This is a genomic window from Polynucleobacter sp. (assembly GCF_040400325.1).
Taxonomy (GTDB): Bacteria; Pseudomonadota; Gammaproteobacteria; order Burkholderiales; family Burkholderiaceae; genus Polynucleobacter.
The window spans coordinates 119976-135206 of record NZ_JBBAQK010000005.1 but is presented as its reverse complement, the minus strand read 5'-3'; the positions used below and the strand labels follow the sequence as shown (position 1 = coordinate 135206).

18 protein-coding genes are annotated in these 15231 nt (G+C 44.1%); 9 read left to right on the top strand and 9 right to left on the bottom strand.

Annotation, left to right across the window (positions count from 1 at the left end):
- Nucleotides 1-125: 125 nt before the first annotated feature.
- Nucleotides 126-386 (bottom strand): 50S ribosomal protein L27, encoded by a 261-nt coding sequence (rpmA, locus tag ABWP14_RS05970; RefSeq protein WP_087908492.1) that lies wholly within the window; start codon nucleotides 384-386, stop codon nucleotides 126-128.
- Between the two features lie 19 nt (nucleotides 387-405).
- A complete protein-coding gene (gene rplU, locus ABWP14_RS05965; RefSeq protein WP_353202058.1) occupies nucleotides 406-717 on the bottom strand; it encodes a 50S ribosomal protein L21 in 312 nt (103 codons plus the stop codon).
- A 75-nt stretch (nucleotides 718-792) separates the two neighbouring features.
- Here rplU and ABWP14_RS05960 point away from each other — a divergent pair, with 75 nt between their 5' ends.
- On the top strand, nucleotides 793-1797 hold the full coding sequence (locus tag ABWP14_RS05960; RefSeq protein ID WP_353202057.1) for a polyprenyl synthetase family protein: 1005 nt from the start codon (nucleotides 793-795) through the stop codon (nucleotides 1795-1797).
- Here the strand turns inward: ABWP14_RS05960 and ABWP14_RS05955 are convergent, their stop codons facing one another.
- Entirely contained in the window at nucleotides 1798-2733 is a 936-nt protein-coding gene (locus tag ABWP14_RS05955) for a reductase (RefSeq protein ID WP_353202056.1), read from the bottom strand. It lies immediately after the preceding gene.
- Nucleotides 2734-2789: 56 nt separating this feature from the next.
- On the opposite strand from ABWP14_RS05955, the gene ABWP14_RS05950 reads away from it, so the two are divergent.
- A complete protein-coding gene (locus ABWP14_RS05950; protein ID WP_353202055.1) occupies nucleotides 2790-3557 on the top strand; it encodes a fumarylacetoacetate hydrolase family protein in 768 nt (255 codons plus the stop codon).
- A 95-nt stretch (nucleotides 3558-3652) separates the two neighbouring features.
- Here ABWP14_RS05950 and ABWP14_RS05945 read toward each other — a convergent pair whose 3' ends face one another.
- Together ABWP14_RS05945 and ABWP14_RS05940 are read right to left on the bottom strand one after the other, a co-directional pair.
- Nucleotides 3653-4672, bottom strand: a complete 1020-nt coding sequence (locus ABWP14_RS05945) for a 2-dehydropantoate 2-reductase (protein ID WP_353202054.1) — start codon at nucleotides 4670-4672, stop codon at nucleotides 3653-3655.
- A 102-nt stretch (nucleotides 4673-4774) separates the two neighbouring features.
- Nucleotides 4775-6190, bottom strand: a complete 1416-nt coding sequence (locus ABWP14_RS05940) for a high affinity choline transporter 1 (protein ID WP_353202053.1) — start codon at nucleotides 6188-6190, stop codon at nucleotides 4775-4777.
- 109 nt (nucleotides 6191-6299) lie between these two features.
- Here ABWP14_RS05940 and ABWP14_RS05935 point away from each other — a divergent pair, with 109 nt between their 5' ends.
- Nucleotides 6300-7271 carry a squalene/phytoene synthase family protein gene (locus ABWP14_RS05935; protein WP_353202052.1) on the top strand — a complete coding sequence of 324 codons (972 nt, stop codon included), beginning with the start codon at nucleotides 6300-6302 and terminating at the stop codon, nucleotides 7269-7271.
- A gap of 15 nt (nucleotides 7272-7286) precedes the next feature.
- On the opposite strand, the gene ABWP14_RS05930 is transcribed toward ABWP14_RS05935, so the two are convergent.
- Nucleotides 7287-7796, bottom strand: coding sequence for a methylated-DNA--[protein]-cysteine S-methyltransferase (locus ABWP14_RS05930; protein ID WP_353202051.1), 510 nt, complete (start codon nucleotides 7794-7796; stop codon nucleotides 7287-7289).
- A gap of 118 nt (nucleotides 7797-7914) precedes the next feature.
- Between ABWP14_RS05930 and ABWP14_RS05925 the strand changes: the two genes are divergently transcribed.
- The 6 genes from ABWP14_RS05925 to zapD are packed head-to-tail and all read left to right on the top strand — an operon-like array spanning nucleotide 7915 to nucleotide 13234.
- Nucleotides 7915-9204, top strand: coding sequence for an HlyC/CorC family transporter (locus tag ABWP14_RS05925; RefSeq protein WP_353202050.1), 1290 nt, complete (start codon nucleotides 7915-7917; stop codon nucleotides 9202-9204).
- Nucleotides 9201-10280 carry a GspE/PulE family protein gene (locus tag ABWP14_RS05920; RefSeq protein WP_353202049.1) on the top strand — a complete coding sequence of 360 codons (1080 nt, stop codon included), beginning with the start codon at nucleotides 9201-9203 and terminating at the stop codon, nucleotides 10278-10280. The genes ABWP14_RS05925 and ABWP14_RS05920 overlap by 4 nt, the downstream gene beginning before the upstream one ends.
- Entirely contained in the window at nucleotides 10271-11329 is a 1059-nt protein-coding gene (locus tag ABWP14_RS05915) for a type II secretion system F family protein (protein WP_353202048.1), read from the top strand. The genes ABWP14_RS05920 and ABWP14_RS05915 overlap by 10 nt, the downstream gene beginning before the upstream one ends.
- A complete protein-coding gene (locus ABWP14_RS05910) occupies nucleotides 11329-11829 on the top strand; it encodes a prepilin peptidase (protein ID WP_353202047.1) in 501 nt (166 codons plus the stop codon). Before ABWP14_RS05915 ends, ABWP14_RS05910 begins: the two co-directional genes overlap by 1 nt.
- Before the next feature lie 11 nt (nucleotides 11830-11840).
- A complete protein-coding gene (gene coaE / locus ABWP14_RS05905) occupies nucleotides 11841-12455 on the top strand; it encodes a dephospho-CoA kinase (protein WP_502930148.1) in 615 nt (204 codons plus the stop codon).
- 26 nt (nucleotides 12456-12481) lie between these two features.
- Nucleotides 12482-13234 carry a cell division protein ZapD gene (gene zapD, locus ABWP14_RS05900; protein ID WP_353202046.1) on the top strand — a complete coding sequence of 251 codons (753 nt, stop codon included), beginning with the start codon at nucleotides 12482-12484 and terminating at the stop codon, nucleotides 13232-13234.
- On the opposite strand, the gene ABWP14_RS05895 is transcribed toward zapD, so the two are convergent.
- The 3 genes from ABWP14_RS05895 to ABWP14_RS05885 all read right to left on the bottom strand — a co-directional run.
- Nucleotides 13231-13644, bottom strand: a complete 414-nt coding sequence (locus ABWP14_RS05895) for an NUDIX domain-containing protein (RefSeq protein WP_353202045.1) — start codon at nucleotides 13642-13644, stop codon at nucleotides 13231-13233. The two genes, zapD and ABWP14_RS05895, sit on opposite strands and share 4 nt — an antisense overlap.
- 15 nt (nucleotides 13645-13659) lie before the next feature.
- Nucleotides 13660-14517, bottom strand: a complete 858-nt coding sequence (locus tag ABWP14_RS05890) for an ATP-binding protein (RefSeq protein WP_353202044.1) — start codon at nucleotides 14515-14517, stop codon at nucleotides 13660-13662.
- Between the two features lie 14 nt (nucleotides 14518-14531).
- On the bottom strand, nucleotides 14532-15231 hold a 700-nt coding region (locus ABWP14_RS05885), incomplete at its 5' end, for a bifunctional ornithine acetyltransferase/N-acetylglutamate synthase (RefSeq protein ID WP_353202043.1).

Sequence of the window (15231 nt, the reverse complement as noted above, 5' to 3'; positions counted from 1 at the left end):
GCTATGACTTCAATACGAGCTTCGTCTATAAATTTCATGAATAAAAAAGGCCTCGCTTAGCGAGGCCTGTTCCTAAGAGTTAAATTCGGAATCAACCAGAATCAAACGGATCTCAGTCAGGCGCCTTACGAACGAGGCAGAACTGAAACCTGGGCCTTCTTCAAAGCACCCTTTACGCCGAATTCCACTTGGCCGTCAATTAAGGCGAACAAAGTGTGATCTTTACCAATACCAACGTTCGCACCTGGATGAACACGTGTGCCACGTTGACGAATGATGATGCTGCCAGCATTAATTTGCTCGCCGCCAAAAACCTTAACGCCTAAGCGTTTCGATTCCGAGTCGCGGCCATTTCGTGTTGAGCCGCCGCCTTTTTTCTGTGCCATATCTTTCTCCTACCGTAAATTAGGCTTTAATCGTGTTGATCAAAATTTCTGTGAAATTCTGACGATGGCCTTGGTGCTTTTGATAATGCTTGCGACGGCGCATCTTAAAGATTGTCACTTTATCGTGACGTCCTTGGGAGACGACAGTGGCCATCACAGCTGCACCATTAACCAATGGATCACCTAATTTCAGTGAAGCGCCTTCGCCAACGACGAGGACCTGGTCAAGAGTGATTTCGCTGCCGATTTCCGCTGGTATCTGTTCTATTTTCAATTTTTCGCCTGCAGCAACTTTATACTGTTTGCCACCGGTTTTTATGACCGCGTACATGGTTTGAAACCTTAATTTATATTTACATTTAAGCTAATCCACCCTGGAGAAGCTAAGCCCATTATTATATCTTGCATGACGAGCACTGTCAAAACCAATGACTTAAGCCAAATACTGGCCCCAATTTCCTTAGATTTCAAGGCTTTAGATGCAGTTATTCGCCTAAATTTGGCATCAAAAGTCGCCTTAATTGACCAAATCTCGGCCTACATCATCCAGGCTGGTGGGAAACGTGTAAGACCTGCCCTACTAATGCTGGTGGCAAAGGCCTTGGCCAATGGCCAAGTAAACCCCCATGCCCTAGAGATGGCGGCAGTCGTCGAATTTATCCACACAGCCACCTTGTTGCATGATGATGTTGTTGACGAATCTACCCTGAGAAGAGGCCGTGAAACCGCTAATGCGGCGTTTGGTAATGCAGCGAGTGTCTTGGTCGGAGATTTTTTGTACTCCCGAGCATTTCAGATGATGGTGATACCCAAAGACTTAAGGGTCATGGAAATTCTGTCAGATGCTACCAATACGATTGCCGAAGGTGAAGTATTGCAATTACTGAATATGAATGACCCGGAAGTTGATGAGGCAAGCTATCTTCAGGTGATTCGCTATAAAACGGCAAAATTGTTCGAGGCATCTGCCGAGCTTGGTGCGATTTTGGCTAATGCCAGCAAAACTCAACGTGAGCAAGCTGCTGCCTTTGGAAGACATATCGGCACCGCATTTCAATTGATGGATGATCTTTTAGACTACACCGCGAACGCCGCGCAAATGGGGAAAAATGCTGGCGATGATTTACGTGAAGGCAAACCTACGCTTCCACTTATTTATTTGTTGGAACACGGCAGCTCTGAAGAACGTTTATTAGTTCGTTCAGCGATAGAACAAAACCAAGATTTACCAGATGATATCTTTGCACAAATTTTACGCGCCGTACAAAGCTCTGGCGCCCTAGATTACACCCAGGCTGCTGCTAAACGCGAAGTAGATTTAGCCTTGAGCTGTATTCAAGACTTTCCTGATAATGAAGCCACTAACGCGATACGCGCGCTATGTGAATATTCTCTGGCTAGACAAACTTAATTAAGCACCAACGCTCTTCACTCTCAGTTCACGTGCAGTCAGTCGAACCTTCTCGGCTTCATCTCGTAAGCGTGCGATTTCTTGCTTAGATAAGCTCTCCAGATTGGAGTAATCCATTTTCCACATGGGATCGTTAGACCATCTCAGCGGAGATTGGACCGTGGTTCTTGGGGCTGGCGCAGACTCTAAAAGACGCAATGCCAATTCGAAATTCAAGTCTTGTGATGCTTGATCATTTGGTCGAGCTGCAGCATTTCCTAAAGGAAAATCACTAAATAACAGGCGCGGTACTCCGCAATATTCGACAATATCTTTAGCCGCTCCCATCACCACAGTAGCAATTCCAGCCTCTTCCAAATAGCGCGCCAATAAACTTTGACTTTGATGGCAAATAGGGCAGTTTGGAATAAGTACTGCTACATCTACATTATCCGCACGCAACATTTCCAAAATAATAGGCGCATCTATTTCTAAAGTGTGGCGCTGACTCCGATTTGTAGGTAGGCCATAAAAGTTTGGGGACACCATTCTGAGTCTACCCATCTCCACCACACGTCTTGCCGCAGCCAAGGGAAACCAGCATTCGATTTCTTCCATATTGGCGTTTTTGCGGTCAATACCCACATGGGCAATTCTTAAATCTTGCTTCTGATTAATTGGACTCTTATAAGGTTGATAAAACTTTGCCGCAGCGTTATAAGCCGCTCCTTGTCCTTGAGGGCCTTTGCTTGGGTCAAATTGCACAGCAGTGGTGATCAACCCTAATACAGATTGGTTTAACGGTTTTTGTAAACGGGAAAACGGTACATCGACGTAATGCGCCCAAACATAAGAATTATCGTAACCCAAACCTAAATAATAGCTACGGGTGCGCTCTATATAGCGAACCGGTTGATCCTGTTCTGGCGCAAAAGTCAGTTCGGAAGTCTTTGCCATCAATACATCCCTGTAAGATATTGTTTATCAAATATTAAACTTCAAAGGAAATCATTATGACTCAATGGCTTAGATATCAACACCAAGGTAAAAGTGGTTTAGGCCAAGTACAAGGCGATCTTATTGCCGTGTATTCCGGAGACCTCTTTAATCAACCCAAGGCAACTGGAGAGACCCTCAAACTTTCAGAGGTCACCATCGATATTCCTTGCACACCATCCAAAATGGTCGCCATGGTGGATAACTTTTATGCACTCGTCACGAAACTGGAACATGCAGTACCAGCAGAACCCCTTTATTTTCTAAAAGGTAATAACTCTTTTTTGGCTGCTAATCAAGTAATTCGCACTCCAAAATCCTATGCGGGCAAAGTTGTTTATGAGGGAGAATTAGGTATTGTGATTGGCAAATCTTGCTATCAAGTCAGCGAACAAGAGGCATCGAATGCGATCTTTGGCTACACCTGCATCAATGATGTGACTGCGATTGAAATTCTTAATCGTGATCCTGGTTATGCGCAATGGACGCGTTCAAAAAGCTTTAATACCTTTGGTGTCTTTGGACCCTACATTACTACCGATGTAGATCCAAGCAAACTCCATATCAAGACCATTTTGAATGATCAAGAGCGCCAAAATTATCCTATCGCAGATATGATCTTCCCACCCGCAAAGTTGGTCAGCCTTATCTCGCAAGATGTACCGCTATTACTCGGTGACATCATCGCCTGTGGAACCTCGGTTGGCGTGGGCTCTATGAAGCCGGGCAGCAATGTCAGCATCATTATTGATGGCGTTGGGCGCCTAGACAATCGTTTCGAATAAGCGCTTCATTTGGCATAACAAAAACCTCTTGCTACTTTCCATAGCAAGGGGTTTTTAATAAAGCGTATTACCCTTTTGACCTTAAATGCTCTAACCTAGTAACCAGATACAGATGGCAATGCCAAACTCCCTTTAGAGGCTTGAACGTTTTCATCCAAATACTTTGTTAAAGCAAAGACAGTATTTAAGCAAGGTGTTGGAGTCTGAGTAATCTTGCCCAGCTCAATAACCGAACCCAATAAAGCGTCAATCTCCAAACTGCGACCCGCTTCTAAGTCTTGCAACATCGAGGTCTTGTGCTTACCTACTTTTTCAGCGCCTGCAATACGACGCTCAATATCCACTCGGAAAGTCACGCCCAGTTTTTCAGCGATCGTCTGGGCCTCGGCCATCATATTGCGCGCCAACTCTTTGGTTAATGGGTACTGGCAGATTCCTTCTAGAGTGCCATGAGTTAATGAACTAATTGGATTAAACGTCATATTGCCCCACAACTTCAGCCATATCTCTGAGCGAATATCGTCCAAAATAGGCGACTTAAATCCAGCAGCAGTCATCATCGCGGAAATCTTCTGAATACGATCTGTATTTTGACCGTCTAACTCCCCCAAGGGGAAGCGATTGCCTTCAACGTGACGAATCACGCCAGGAGCCTGGGTAAATGTTGCTGGATATACAACGCAGCCAATAATGTTATTGGGGTTAATTGCTTTTTTCGCAAGACCACCAGCATCAACCGTTTCTACTGAGTGATTTTGATAATCGCCGCCCAGCTTTTGGAAATACCACCATGGAATTCCGTTTTGCATTGGAATTAAGATAGTCTCTGGCCCCATGATGGCGGCTAAGTCATTAATAATCGGCTCAACTTGATGCGCTTTTACTGCCAGAATAACGACATCTGGAGTTTCAGCATCGCTGATTTTTGCAACCGCCTTCACCTCTGCCACTAATGGCTCTGGCTGGTCATCCATAATTAAGGCAAGGCCACGCTCATTAATGGCCGCTAAGGTTGGCCCCCGTGCCACAACTGTGACAGCATTTCCCGCTCGTGCCAACATCACAGCAAGGTAACCGCCTATAGCACCGCCCCCACCGATTACACAGATTTTCATAGGAACTCCATAAGAATAAAATTTTGAATTACTCTTATATTAGATGAGAATATTTTGCGGGGCTACAAAATGATATTGCCTAATTTATAGGCAATAGGCTCTTTAAACTATCTTGAGCATATCTTTTGGCAGCAAGCTTCCAAGCAACATGCCTGCAATGCTAGCAAATAGGCCCGCTAACTGGGGAGGCAATATGCTCTTGGGAGCAAAAATCTCGCAACCAATCCAAACCGTTAAGCCACAAATAACCGCCAACAGTCCCCCTAAAGAATTTGCCCTAGACCAGTACACCCCAAAAGCCAGGGGCACAAAAGCGGCTACTAAAGTGACCTTATAGGCACTTTCTACCATTTTAAAAATGGATAATTCAGAATTGATTGCGAAAAAGGTCACCGCTACCGAAAAGCATAAGACTGTGATTCGCATAATTTTCAGCAGATCATGATCCGTTAAATGCTTAAAGAAGCCACGAACAATATTTTCTGCAAAGGTTACTGAGGGTGCTAATAAAGTTGCACTAGCGCAACTCTTAATAGCCGATAAAAGAGCACCAAAGAACATCACTTGTGCAAATATCGGCGCATGATTCAAGATCAATTTTGGCAAAATCATTTGTGGATCAGTATCCAAATATTTCTTCACTAAATCTGGATTAATCAATGTTGCCGAATAGGCTAAGTACAGCGGTATAAATGCAAAGATAAAATAGAGTACGCCACCCAAGATAGCCGCTTGTACCGCTATATTCACATTCTTAGATGAAGTGATTCGCTGAAAAACGTCTTGTTGCGGAATCGAGCCCAACATCATCGTACATAAAGCCGCAGTGAACCCTAGAATCGAAGCTAGATTCATATCAGGCCAGAAATTGCTAAATTTGCCTGCGGCAGCAGCATGCTCAATCACTACGCTAATCCCACCCGTTTGAGCAGTCATCTCGCCACCGATATACAGCATGCCAATTACAACAATGATCATCTGGATAAAGTCTGTAATCGCGACGGACCACATGCCGCCAAACAAGGTGTAAATGAGTACGCTTCCTGCGCCAATAATCATGCCAGCAGTCTGAGAAATACTGCCATCTGAAACGACGTTGAATACCAAGCCAAGTGCTTTAATTTGAGCGGCGACCCATCCAAGATAAGAAACCACAATACAGAGAGTCACAAGCACTTCTACCGTACGACCATATTTTTCCCGAAAGAAATCACCGATAGTGAGCATGCGACGGTTATAGAGATGTTTAGCAAAAAAGAGACCCACCAAAATCAAACACAGTGATGAACCAAAGGGATCGGAGACAATGCCCCCCAAACCCTCTTTCAAAAAGATAGCGGGTATGCCTAAAACAGCCTCGGATCCAAACCAGGTAGCAAAAACAGTTGCTGTGACAATTGGCAAAGGTAAGCTATGGCCAGCTGCAGCAAAGTCTGCAGTATTTTTCACGCGCAGGGCAGCCCATAAGCCAATGCCTACTGATACCACCCAATAGATAATGACAAACCAAATCAACATCGCCCAGCTTCTCCTTCAGGAAATTGCTCAAATTATATGACCATGTTACTTTTGGCAATTAACTGAATAAGTACTAATTTGAGGCAGGCTAGTCTGACATAATTCCAGGGTGAACACCCCAAAAGAGAACCCTAATGCCGATTTGGCCTATCAGAAAACCATTCTGGGTTCAGTCTCCCGTACTTTTGCACTGACCATTCCGCTGCTGCCCCCAGTGATGGAGAAAGTGGTTGGCAACACTTACTTGCTTTGTCGAATAGTAGACACGATTGAAGATGCTGCTGAATTAAGTCCCAGCAGCAAACAAACGCTTTCTCAACTTTTTTTAGATGCAGTTCTTGAAAAAATACCAGTAGATGCTTTCGTTGAACCCTGCTTGCTTGCGCTCAAAAATTATACAAATCAAGATGAGCTCGATTTAATTATTCATACTCCAACCGTTCTACGTATTCTGCATACCTGCTCTCATAGCGATCAAGCTGCAGTCAGTCGCTGCATTTCCATTATGTCCAATGGCATGTCACACTTTCATGGCAAACAAAATGAGGTGGGCCTTAAAGACCTTAATGAATTCGAAGAATATTGTTATGTCGTAGCGGGAGTGGTGGGAGAACTCCTCACCTCCATCTTTTGTCATCATTCCCCTGAATTTACAAAACAGATAAAGAATCATGAAGATCTGGCTATCGCATTTGGTCAAGCGCTACAAATGACTAATATTCTGAAAGACTCTCCAGAAGATAAAGCCCGAGGTGTTTCTTGGAAACCTGTCAATATTAGTCAGACTGAGTTACTTTGTATTGCCTATCAAAAACTGGAAGATTCCTTGCGTTATATCCAATTAATTCCTAAGCAAGAAAAAGGGATGCGGCAGTTTTGCTTTTTAGCCTTTGGCTTGGCTGGGATGACTCTCTCAAGGATTGCTAGCAAAAAATCTATCTCCAAGGATAAGTTCAAACTTTCTCGTAAGACTGTTATGGCTTTTTATGGCTTCACTAAAATCGCAGCAACTAATGATCTGATGATGAAAGTATTTTTTCAATTTTCTACCGGCCCTCTAAGAAAACTGACTAGAAGCTAGTCCTACTGGCTAGGGTTAAATCACCCCTTCATGCTGTAAAAGCCATATTTTGATTTGGCGATAAAAGCCTGGGACATCCTCTTTCATAAAGCCGCCCAAGCCTTGAGCAGAAACCACACGATGACAGGGAGTGACAAGAGGGTAGGGATTAGCGCCACAGGCAGTGCCTACCGCTCTTGCACCACTCTTGATTTTCTGAGCGATCTTTCCATAGGTGGAAGTTTTGCCGACTGGAATTTCTAAAACGCGTTTCCAAACCCTAGATTGATGCTCGGTACCCCTTGGCTTTAAAGGAAGATCAAACTGATGATGCGGATTTTGAAAATAGGCATTACATTGCTTTGCAGCCTCTTTGGCCAATTGGTTTTGTGGCTTTTTCAAAACACTAGTTGCAGGTAAATAGTCAATTTTGGAGACCATCAGGCCGCCATCAACCATTTCTGTCTCGATCCCCAAACACCCAAAAGGTGCCTCAATGACGCAGTATTGAAGGTCAAAAGAGAGTTTTGGTCCAGAGCTAGCCATAAGGAAGATTCTCACATAGATTAGAGGGATTGGATGACCCTGCTTTCAGCCCTAGCTATAGCTTGTGAAATTGCACTTTGCTATATTGAATCATCCTTACTTATTGCAGGCAGAACACATGGACAACTTTTTTGAGGATTGGCCTTTTTTAGGTCAATTAGCCTTAGTTATCTTTTTACTCGCACTCTCTGGCTTTTTCTCCATGGCAGAGACCAGCATGCTGTCTTCAAATCGCCACCGACTGCGTGCTATGGCTAATAGTGGTAATGCTGGCGCCGCACTGGCCGAAAGACTACTGAAACGAATTGATTCTCTACTTTCAGTGTTGTTGATTTCGAATAACTTAATCAATACCGTGCTACCTATCTTGGTTACCGGTATTGCGTTACACATTTTTGGAGACAGTGGTCTTGTTCTAACGATTGCCACATTGGTGGTCGCGCTATTGATTATTGTCTTTAGTGAAATCACCCCCAAAGTCATCGGGGCAGCCTTTCCAGAAAAAATTGCTTCGAATGTGGGCTGGATCATCCTTCCCTTAACTTTTATTTTCAGACCCTTACTTTGGTTTATCAATAGCTTCGTATCTGGCCTAATGAAAATCTCTGGTCTACAGTCTTCATCCGATTCCAGAGCAATGAGTAAAGAAGAGTTGCGGAGCTTGGTACTTGAGTCAAACCGCTTCGTCTCTAATCACCATCGCAATATCTTGTTGAACCTTTTCAACTTGGAAAATATTAGTGTTGATGATGTCATGACACCTCGATCAAAGATTGAGATACTCGATCTTTCTAGGCCAATTGATGAAGTAGTTCAGCAACTTGAGACTTGTTATCACAATAAGCTACCAGTATGCGACGTCGATTCCGAGCGCATCATTGGTATTCTCTCTGTTAAAAAGGCACTCTCGCTTTTAGGGGATACCGATCTCAAACATGAAGACTTTAAATCTTTGTTGAGCGAACCTTATTTCATTCCTAGTGGTACACCAGTCTTACAGCAGATGCAATTCTTTCAAGATAATCAACAGCGCTTAAGTTTGGTCGTGAATGAATATGGTGAAGTTTTAGGTCTAGTGACTTTTGAAGATATCGTTGAAGAGCTTATCGGTGAATTCACCACATCTTTCTCAAATCTATCTACTGACCCTCACTGGCTGGTGGATGGCACCTATTTAGCGAGTGGCACTGCATCACTTCGTGACCTCAATCGCCTCCTGAATCTTAATTTACCGCTAGAGGGCCCTCGCACCCTCAATGGTTTGCTACTCGATAAGCTTGAGGCCATTCCTGCCAATGACGTCAGTATCCGCATTGCAGGCATTGCGATGGAAATAGTGCAATTTGATGAGCAAGGTATCAAAACTGTCAAACTGTATCGTCCCGCTTTCAGCAGCAGTCAAGATTGAGCGGACATCCTGATGACTCACTCATTATTCGTATCTGGCATGAAATCACAGTTGATGCGATTGACTCCAGAGCGAGTGATATTCATATTGAGGTAGGCTTAAATAGGACCCTAGTTCGCATTCGGGTAGATGGCTTACTACAAGAGCACTCCCAACATTCCGCTGAACTTCACGAACGCCTGATCACCCGGATCAAGATTCTGGCTAGACTCGATATTGCCGAGAAACGCACTCCGCAGGATGGACGTCTTTGTATCGGTCATGATTTTTCTAAGCCTGATTTAGATTGTCGAGTATCCATCTTGCCGACACTCTATGGAGAAAAGGCAGTGCTCCGCATTCTGCCAAACCGAATTGAAGAGCTTGCTTTAGAGCAATTAGGATTATTGCCGGAGCAACTTCAGATTTTCAAAAATGCACTACGCCAAAAAAATGGTTTGATTCTGGTTACCGGTCCAACTGGCAGTGGCAAAACACGCACCTTATATAGCTGCTTACAGACATTGAATCATGTTCATCGCAATATTTGTTCAATTGAAGATCCAATTGAAATACGCTTGCCAGGTATCAATCAAGTTGCATATCACCCACGGGCAGGACTCGACTTTTCTACGATCATTCGAGCCCTTCTCAGACAAGATCCTGATGTCATCATGATTGGCGAGATTCGGGATCGGGCTAGCGCTGAACTTGCCATACAGGCAGCGCAAACCGGCCATCTTGTTTTAAGTACCTTACATACCCGTAACGCTAGAGCAGCATTATCCAGACTACAAAACCTAGGGGTCGATCAAAATTCACTTGAATCGTGTATCCGGAGTATTAGCTCACAACGCTTAGTACGCAAAATCTGCCTTCATTGTCATAGTGGAAGCTCCTCAAAAAGACATACCTGTAAGACCTGCAACGGTACGGGCTTCTTTGGACGCTTGGGAGTTCATGAAGTACTAGATACCACACATATATTCAACCCGGGGTTAAGTTACCCCACAATGCATGCTGCAGGAATGCATCATATTGAAAGAGGTTGGATTAAACAGGATGCTCTAGATGCGGAGGTGGGTACTTGCTTATAAATCAGAAACTGTCGAAGCAAAACCAACTTCACTTTGCTCAGCAACTCCTCACTTTAATGCAGGCCGGATTAGCCCTCCTCAATGCAATTGAGCTGATAGAACAAACTGCGCCCAAGCCATGGCACATATGGTTGAAAAAGATTCACTCTCATTTAAAAAATGGACATAGCTTGTCACAATCCCTGCGTTTAGATTGCGATTGCCTCTCAATGGAATTTATTAATCTAATTAGCGTAAGTGAGCGTACAGGAGATATTCAACTGGCTCTTGCCACCATCTGCCAACAACTCGAAGCACAAATTGAACTACGTCGTAAAGTGCAGCAAGCACTTGCCTACCCCATCATCACACTAACAACTTCTCTAGCGCTCATCATCATCATGATCATTTGGGTAGTGCCTGTATTTAAAGATGTGTTTGCCCATTTTCAGGCAGATCTTCCAGGGCCTACCCGCTTTCTAATACAGATCTCCTCCTTGTTTGAGCATTACTTTTTAGAAATGGGCTTATGTCTATTACTAAGCGTCATCATTTTTTACGTAAGCTGGATAAAGTCCATACGCCTTCAAAGGCAATTCGACCGTTTGAGCTTTCGTATTCCTATACTTGGCCAATTATTGAGACTGGCAACATTGACGTATTGGTGTCGCACTCTAGGTCACCTCATTTCATCAGGACTTTCATTGCCAGATGCACTGCGAGTAACAGCCCAATCATCAAACCATTGGTTAAGTCATGACTTCAGCGCAGAGATATTTAAGCAGCTCGCACGGGGCTGGCCTTTAGGTCAAGCATTAATCAGAGTCGATCCAAAACACACCCTATTCGATATAGAAACACTACAGTTACTCAGAATTGCTTCTGAAAGTGGGTCACTTGATGACATGCTTCGTAAGCGCGCCAATATTTTGGGATCAGAGCTCAGTAATCGCCTAAATACCCTAAGCCAAACTCTTGAACCCCTTTTAATCATGATTGTTGGGATAATCATTGGTAGCTTAGTCATCATCTTGTATCTCCCTATTTTTAACCTTGGACAGATTGTGTAATGAGCCCTCCCAACAATATTGATCTCATTCGCGTAATACTGATTCTGATACTGCTGTACTTAAGCTATATCGATTTACGTACCTTTAGACTTCCAGACCTCATTACATTGCCGCTGATCCTTGCTGGGATTTTCTTTAATTACTTTTCCCATTCTGGCTTTGTTGATATTGCCAACTCCATCATCGGAGCATTCATTGGCTACGGTTTTCTTTGGCTCTTAAATAATCTTTATCGCCTCTTTAAGGATCAAAATGGTATTGGGATGGGGGATGCAAAACTGTTAGCAGCCCTTGGAGCTTGGTTAGGCTGGACTGCTCTACCGGGCATCCTACTCATTGCTTCAATCACTGGCGTCATTGGGGGCATGGCTTACCTTAAATGGCACAAACAAAGCTCTTGCCAGGCATTTCCTTTTGGACCGTTTCTGGCCTTTGCTGGCATTATTGAGCTGTTATGGCCACAGATCATTCCATCCCTCCTGCTGGGCAAGCTAAGTTAGGTACATTGAAAATGGGCTTGCCGCTCATTGGCCTTACGGGAGGTATTGGCTCTGGCAAAACGGCTGTTAGTGATCTATTGGCTCAATTGGGTGCTGGAATCGTTGATACCGATCTCATAGCACATCAAATAACCGCCCCAGGAGGAAAGGCTACCCCCCTGATTCAGGATTACTTCGGGACTGAATTTATTGACAGTAGCGGGGCTTTAGATAGGGCTAAGATGCGCTCACTAGTGTTTCAAAACCCTGAGGCTAAAAAGGCACTTGAAGCAATCACTCATCCACTAATCCGTCAAGAAACGCTAAGACAAGCAGGTCAGCTTGCCGATGCTGGTGTTCCATATCTTCTCTTGGTAGTGCCCTTGCTCATCGAATCGGGGACATGGATCGACCAAATTGACTACCTAGTCGTGGTGGACTGCCCAGAAGAGACCCAAATTCAAAGAGTGATGCACCGCAGCAATTTATCCAGAACTGAGGTCGAATCGATATTAAAAGCTCAGGCAAGCCGCCAAGAGCGTCTTGCACTTGCAAATGCTGTGATTGATAACCAAGGTGCGTTATCTGAGCTCAAATCAGCGGTACAAGAATTGCACCGAAAAATCCTAGGGATTAGGAAGACCTAACTCAGTTCGTCATAGAATATGGGCTTGTGATTGTCTACGAATATCCTTTCAATGAATTAGTACGAAGCATGCTTCGTCTGGAGTATTTATTCGCGCGCTTTAATCATTTCAATCGCTCCGATGACCCTGAATTGCACCACAATGCGATCTCGATTTTGTTTGAGCTAGGTGACATTGGCTCACGCGGTGATATTAAGTCTTTACTCTTAAAAGAATTTGAGCGTCAAAAATATGCCCTCAATGGCCTAAAGTCCTCACAAAAAGTTGACCAAGAAACACTCTCACTAACTATTTCTGAAATTGATACTGCAGCCAGCAGTATTAACAATTCAATGGGCCGGCCCAATCTTATAATCTCAGAAAGTGAATGGTTAAATGCCATCCGCACTAGATTAAATATTCCAGGGGGAACAAGTCCAATCGATTTACCTAGCTATCACGCCTGGAAAAATAGTCCGTCAACTGAGCGCCGTGCATTGCTAGATAATTTTGTTAGGCCGCTCTTGCCATGGCAAGAAGCCTGTCAATTATTTCTACGTTTGCTACGTCAATCAGGCGAAGCAAAAGATATGCTTGCACATAATGGATCGTTTCAACAGGCGCCCTCTGGTAAGGTCTATCAATTAATGCGCTTGGCCGTTGAAGATGACACGCTCTTTTCAGAAATCAGCGCCAATAAATATTTACTTTCGGTTCGGTTTCTAAAATCGGATCGCGATAAAAAGGCGCAGCTAGTCAATGTGGATGTGCCATTCAAACTAACACTCTGTCAGTTTTAAGCCAATAAGTCCCTAAGCCTCTCCAGCATTGGCCAAGCAGCCGGCAAGAGGGGTTCAACTGAGGGGGTTTGAGCGTTCACTAATTCCCAAGATAAAGCCTGACCCTCGCAACCTTGAGGTGTGCCAGACCAATGTCGAATCACGCTCACATGCAGGCGTACATATGCATGAGGGTAATCATGCTCTAGAACCGTCAACTCTTCACTAGATTGAATCTCTATGCCCAACTCTTCTTGAAGCTCACGCTTTAGAGCGGCAAAAACAGACTCCCCTTTTTCAATCTTTCCACCGGGCACTTCCCAATAACCTGCATATGGTTTGCCTGCTGGTCTTTGACCTAACAAGTAGCGGCCTTGAGCATCCAATAAAATTCCAGCCGCAACTTCAGTGATAGGGCGTTGTTGAGTCATAAAAATAAAGCGATCTTAGGCGTGAGATCCAGCCCAATGTTTTGCAAATTGCCACGCGACACGGCCTGAACGTGAGCCACGCTCTAGCGCCCAAATTAAAGCTTCAGAGCGCGCCGCTTCAATTTGCGCAGCACTTAAACCAAAGTGCGTTAACCAATGTGCCACGATTGCCAAATACTCATCTTGTTTGGGCGGGTAAAACGATAACCACAAACCAAATCGCTCTGATAAAGAAATCTTTTCTTCAACCACTTCACCCGGATGAATTTCTCCATCATCGCCATAAGCATAGCTTTCGTTATCCTTCATATATTCAGGCAAAAGATGGCGCCGATTCGAGGTGGCATAAATCAGAATATTGTCGACTTGAGCAGAAACCGAGCCGTCAAGGGCTGATTTCATGGCCTTATAGCCTGATTCTCCCTCATCAAAAGACAGATCATCACAAAAAACAATGAAGCGTTCAGGTCGCTCGGCCAAGATATCGGCAATATCTGCTAGATCAGTTAAATGATCCTTCTCAACCTCGACCAAACGCAATCCCTGACTAGCAAATTCATGCAAGCTTGCTTTAATGAGTGAAGATTTGCCTGTGCCTCTAGCTCCGGTGAGCAAAATATTATTAGCAGGCTTTTTTTGAATAAAGTTTTTAGTGTTGTCCCGAATAGCATCGCGCTGACGATCAATATTTTTAAGATCTTCAAAGGTAATGTCAGAAATGTGCTTGACCGGCTGCATAAATCCAATACTGCCAAAGATGCTATCGCGTCTGCGCCATCTAAATGCAGTAGAAGACTTCCACTCATCCTCTGTTAAAGGCTTGGGTAAGAAAGTTTCGAGATGATTTAAAAGTTGCTCTAATTTTTCATTCATGATCATGGGCTCTTTTAAGAACGATAGTCGGCATTAATCGAAACATAGTCATGCGATAAATCACAGGTCCATATCGTTTGCGTGGCTGTACCACGACCTAAATCAATCTTGATCGTAATTTCCGAAGCTTGCATTACCCTTTGACCGTCTGCCTCTTGGTAGCTAGGGTTACGCCCACCATCCTTAGCAACCCAGACATCGCCTAACCACATTTGGACTTTACCAACATCAAGATCTGTAATACCAGCATAGCCAATGGCAGCTAAGATTCGACCTAGGTTAGGGTCGCTGGCAAAAAAAGCCGTCTTGACTAAAGGCGAGTGGGCAACCGCTTTAGCAACTAAACGACATTCCTCTATAGTCTTCCCACCCAATATCTCTATGGTTATCAACTTAGTAGCACCTTCACCATCTCGCACAATCATTTGCGCTAATTTTCTGGCCAAAGTAATCAATGCATCACGCAAGATTGCGTAGCTTGGGTTATTCGTTGATTGAATCTGAACTGCAGATTTCCCAGTCGCCATAATGATGAAAGAATCATTTGTCGAAGTATCTCCATCAATGGTGATGGCATTAAATGATTGGTCAGCAACCTCACGAGTCAAGCTTGCCAGCAAACCTGGTGCAAAACCTGCATCAGTTGCTATAAAGCCCAACATCGTTGCCATATTCGGATGAATCATTCCAGCGCCCTTACAGATACCAGTCATA

Coding starts and splice junctions, on each gene's coding strand:
- rpmA (WP_087908492.1), bottom strand. CDS start 386: ATGGCACAGAAAAAAGGCGGCGGCTCAACACGAAATGGCCGCGACTCG.
- rplU (WP_353202058.1), bottom strand. CDS start 717: ATGTACGCGGTCATAAAAACCGGTGGCAAACAGTATAAAGTTGCTGCA.
- ABWP14_RS05960 (WP_353202057.1), top strand. CDS start 793: ATGACGAGCACTGTCAAAACCAATGACTTAAGCCAAATACTGGCCCCA.
- ABWP14_RS05955 (WP_353202056.1), bottom strand. CDS start 2,733: ATGGCAAAGACTTCCGAACTGACTTTTGCGCCAGAACAGGATCAACCG.
- ABWP14_RS05950 (WP_353202055.1), top strand. CDS start 2,790: ATGACTCAATGGCTTAGATATCAACACCAAGGTAAAAGTGGTTTAGGC.
- ABWP14_RS05945 (WP_353202054.1), bottom strand. CDS start 4,672: ATGAAAATCTGTGTAATCGGTGGGGGCGGTGCTATAGGCGGTTACCTT.
- ABWP14_RS05940 (WP_353202053.1), bottom strand. CDS start 6,190: ATGTTGATTTGGTTTGTCATTATCTATTGGGTGGTATCAGTAGGCATT.
- ABWP14_RS05930 (WP_353202051.1), bottom strand. CDS start 7,796: ATGGCTAGCTCTGGACCAAAACTCTCTTTTGACCTTCAATACTGCGTC.
- ABWP14_RS05925 (WP_353202050.1), top strand. CDS start 7,915: ATGGACAACTTTTTTGAGGATTGGCCTTTTTTAGGTCAATTAGCCTTA.
- ABWP14_RS05910 (WP_353202047.1), top strand. CDS start 11,329: ATGAGCCCTCCCAACAATATTGATCTCATTCGCGTAATACTGATTCTG.
- coaE (WP_502930148.1), top strand. CDS start 11,841: ATGGGCTTGCCGCTCATTGGCCTTACGGGAGGTATTGGCTCTGGCAAA.
- ABWP14_RS05895 (WP_353202045.1), bottom strand. CDS start 13,644: ATGACTCAACAACGCCCTATCACTGAAGTTGCGGCTGGAATTTTATTG.
- ABWP14_RS05890 (WP_353202044.1), bottom strand. CDS start 14,517: ATGAATGAAAAATTAGAGCAACTTTTAAATCATCTCGAAACTTTCTTA.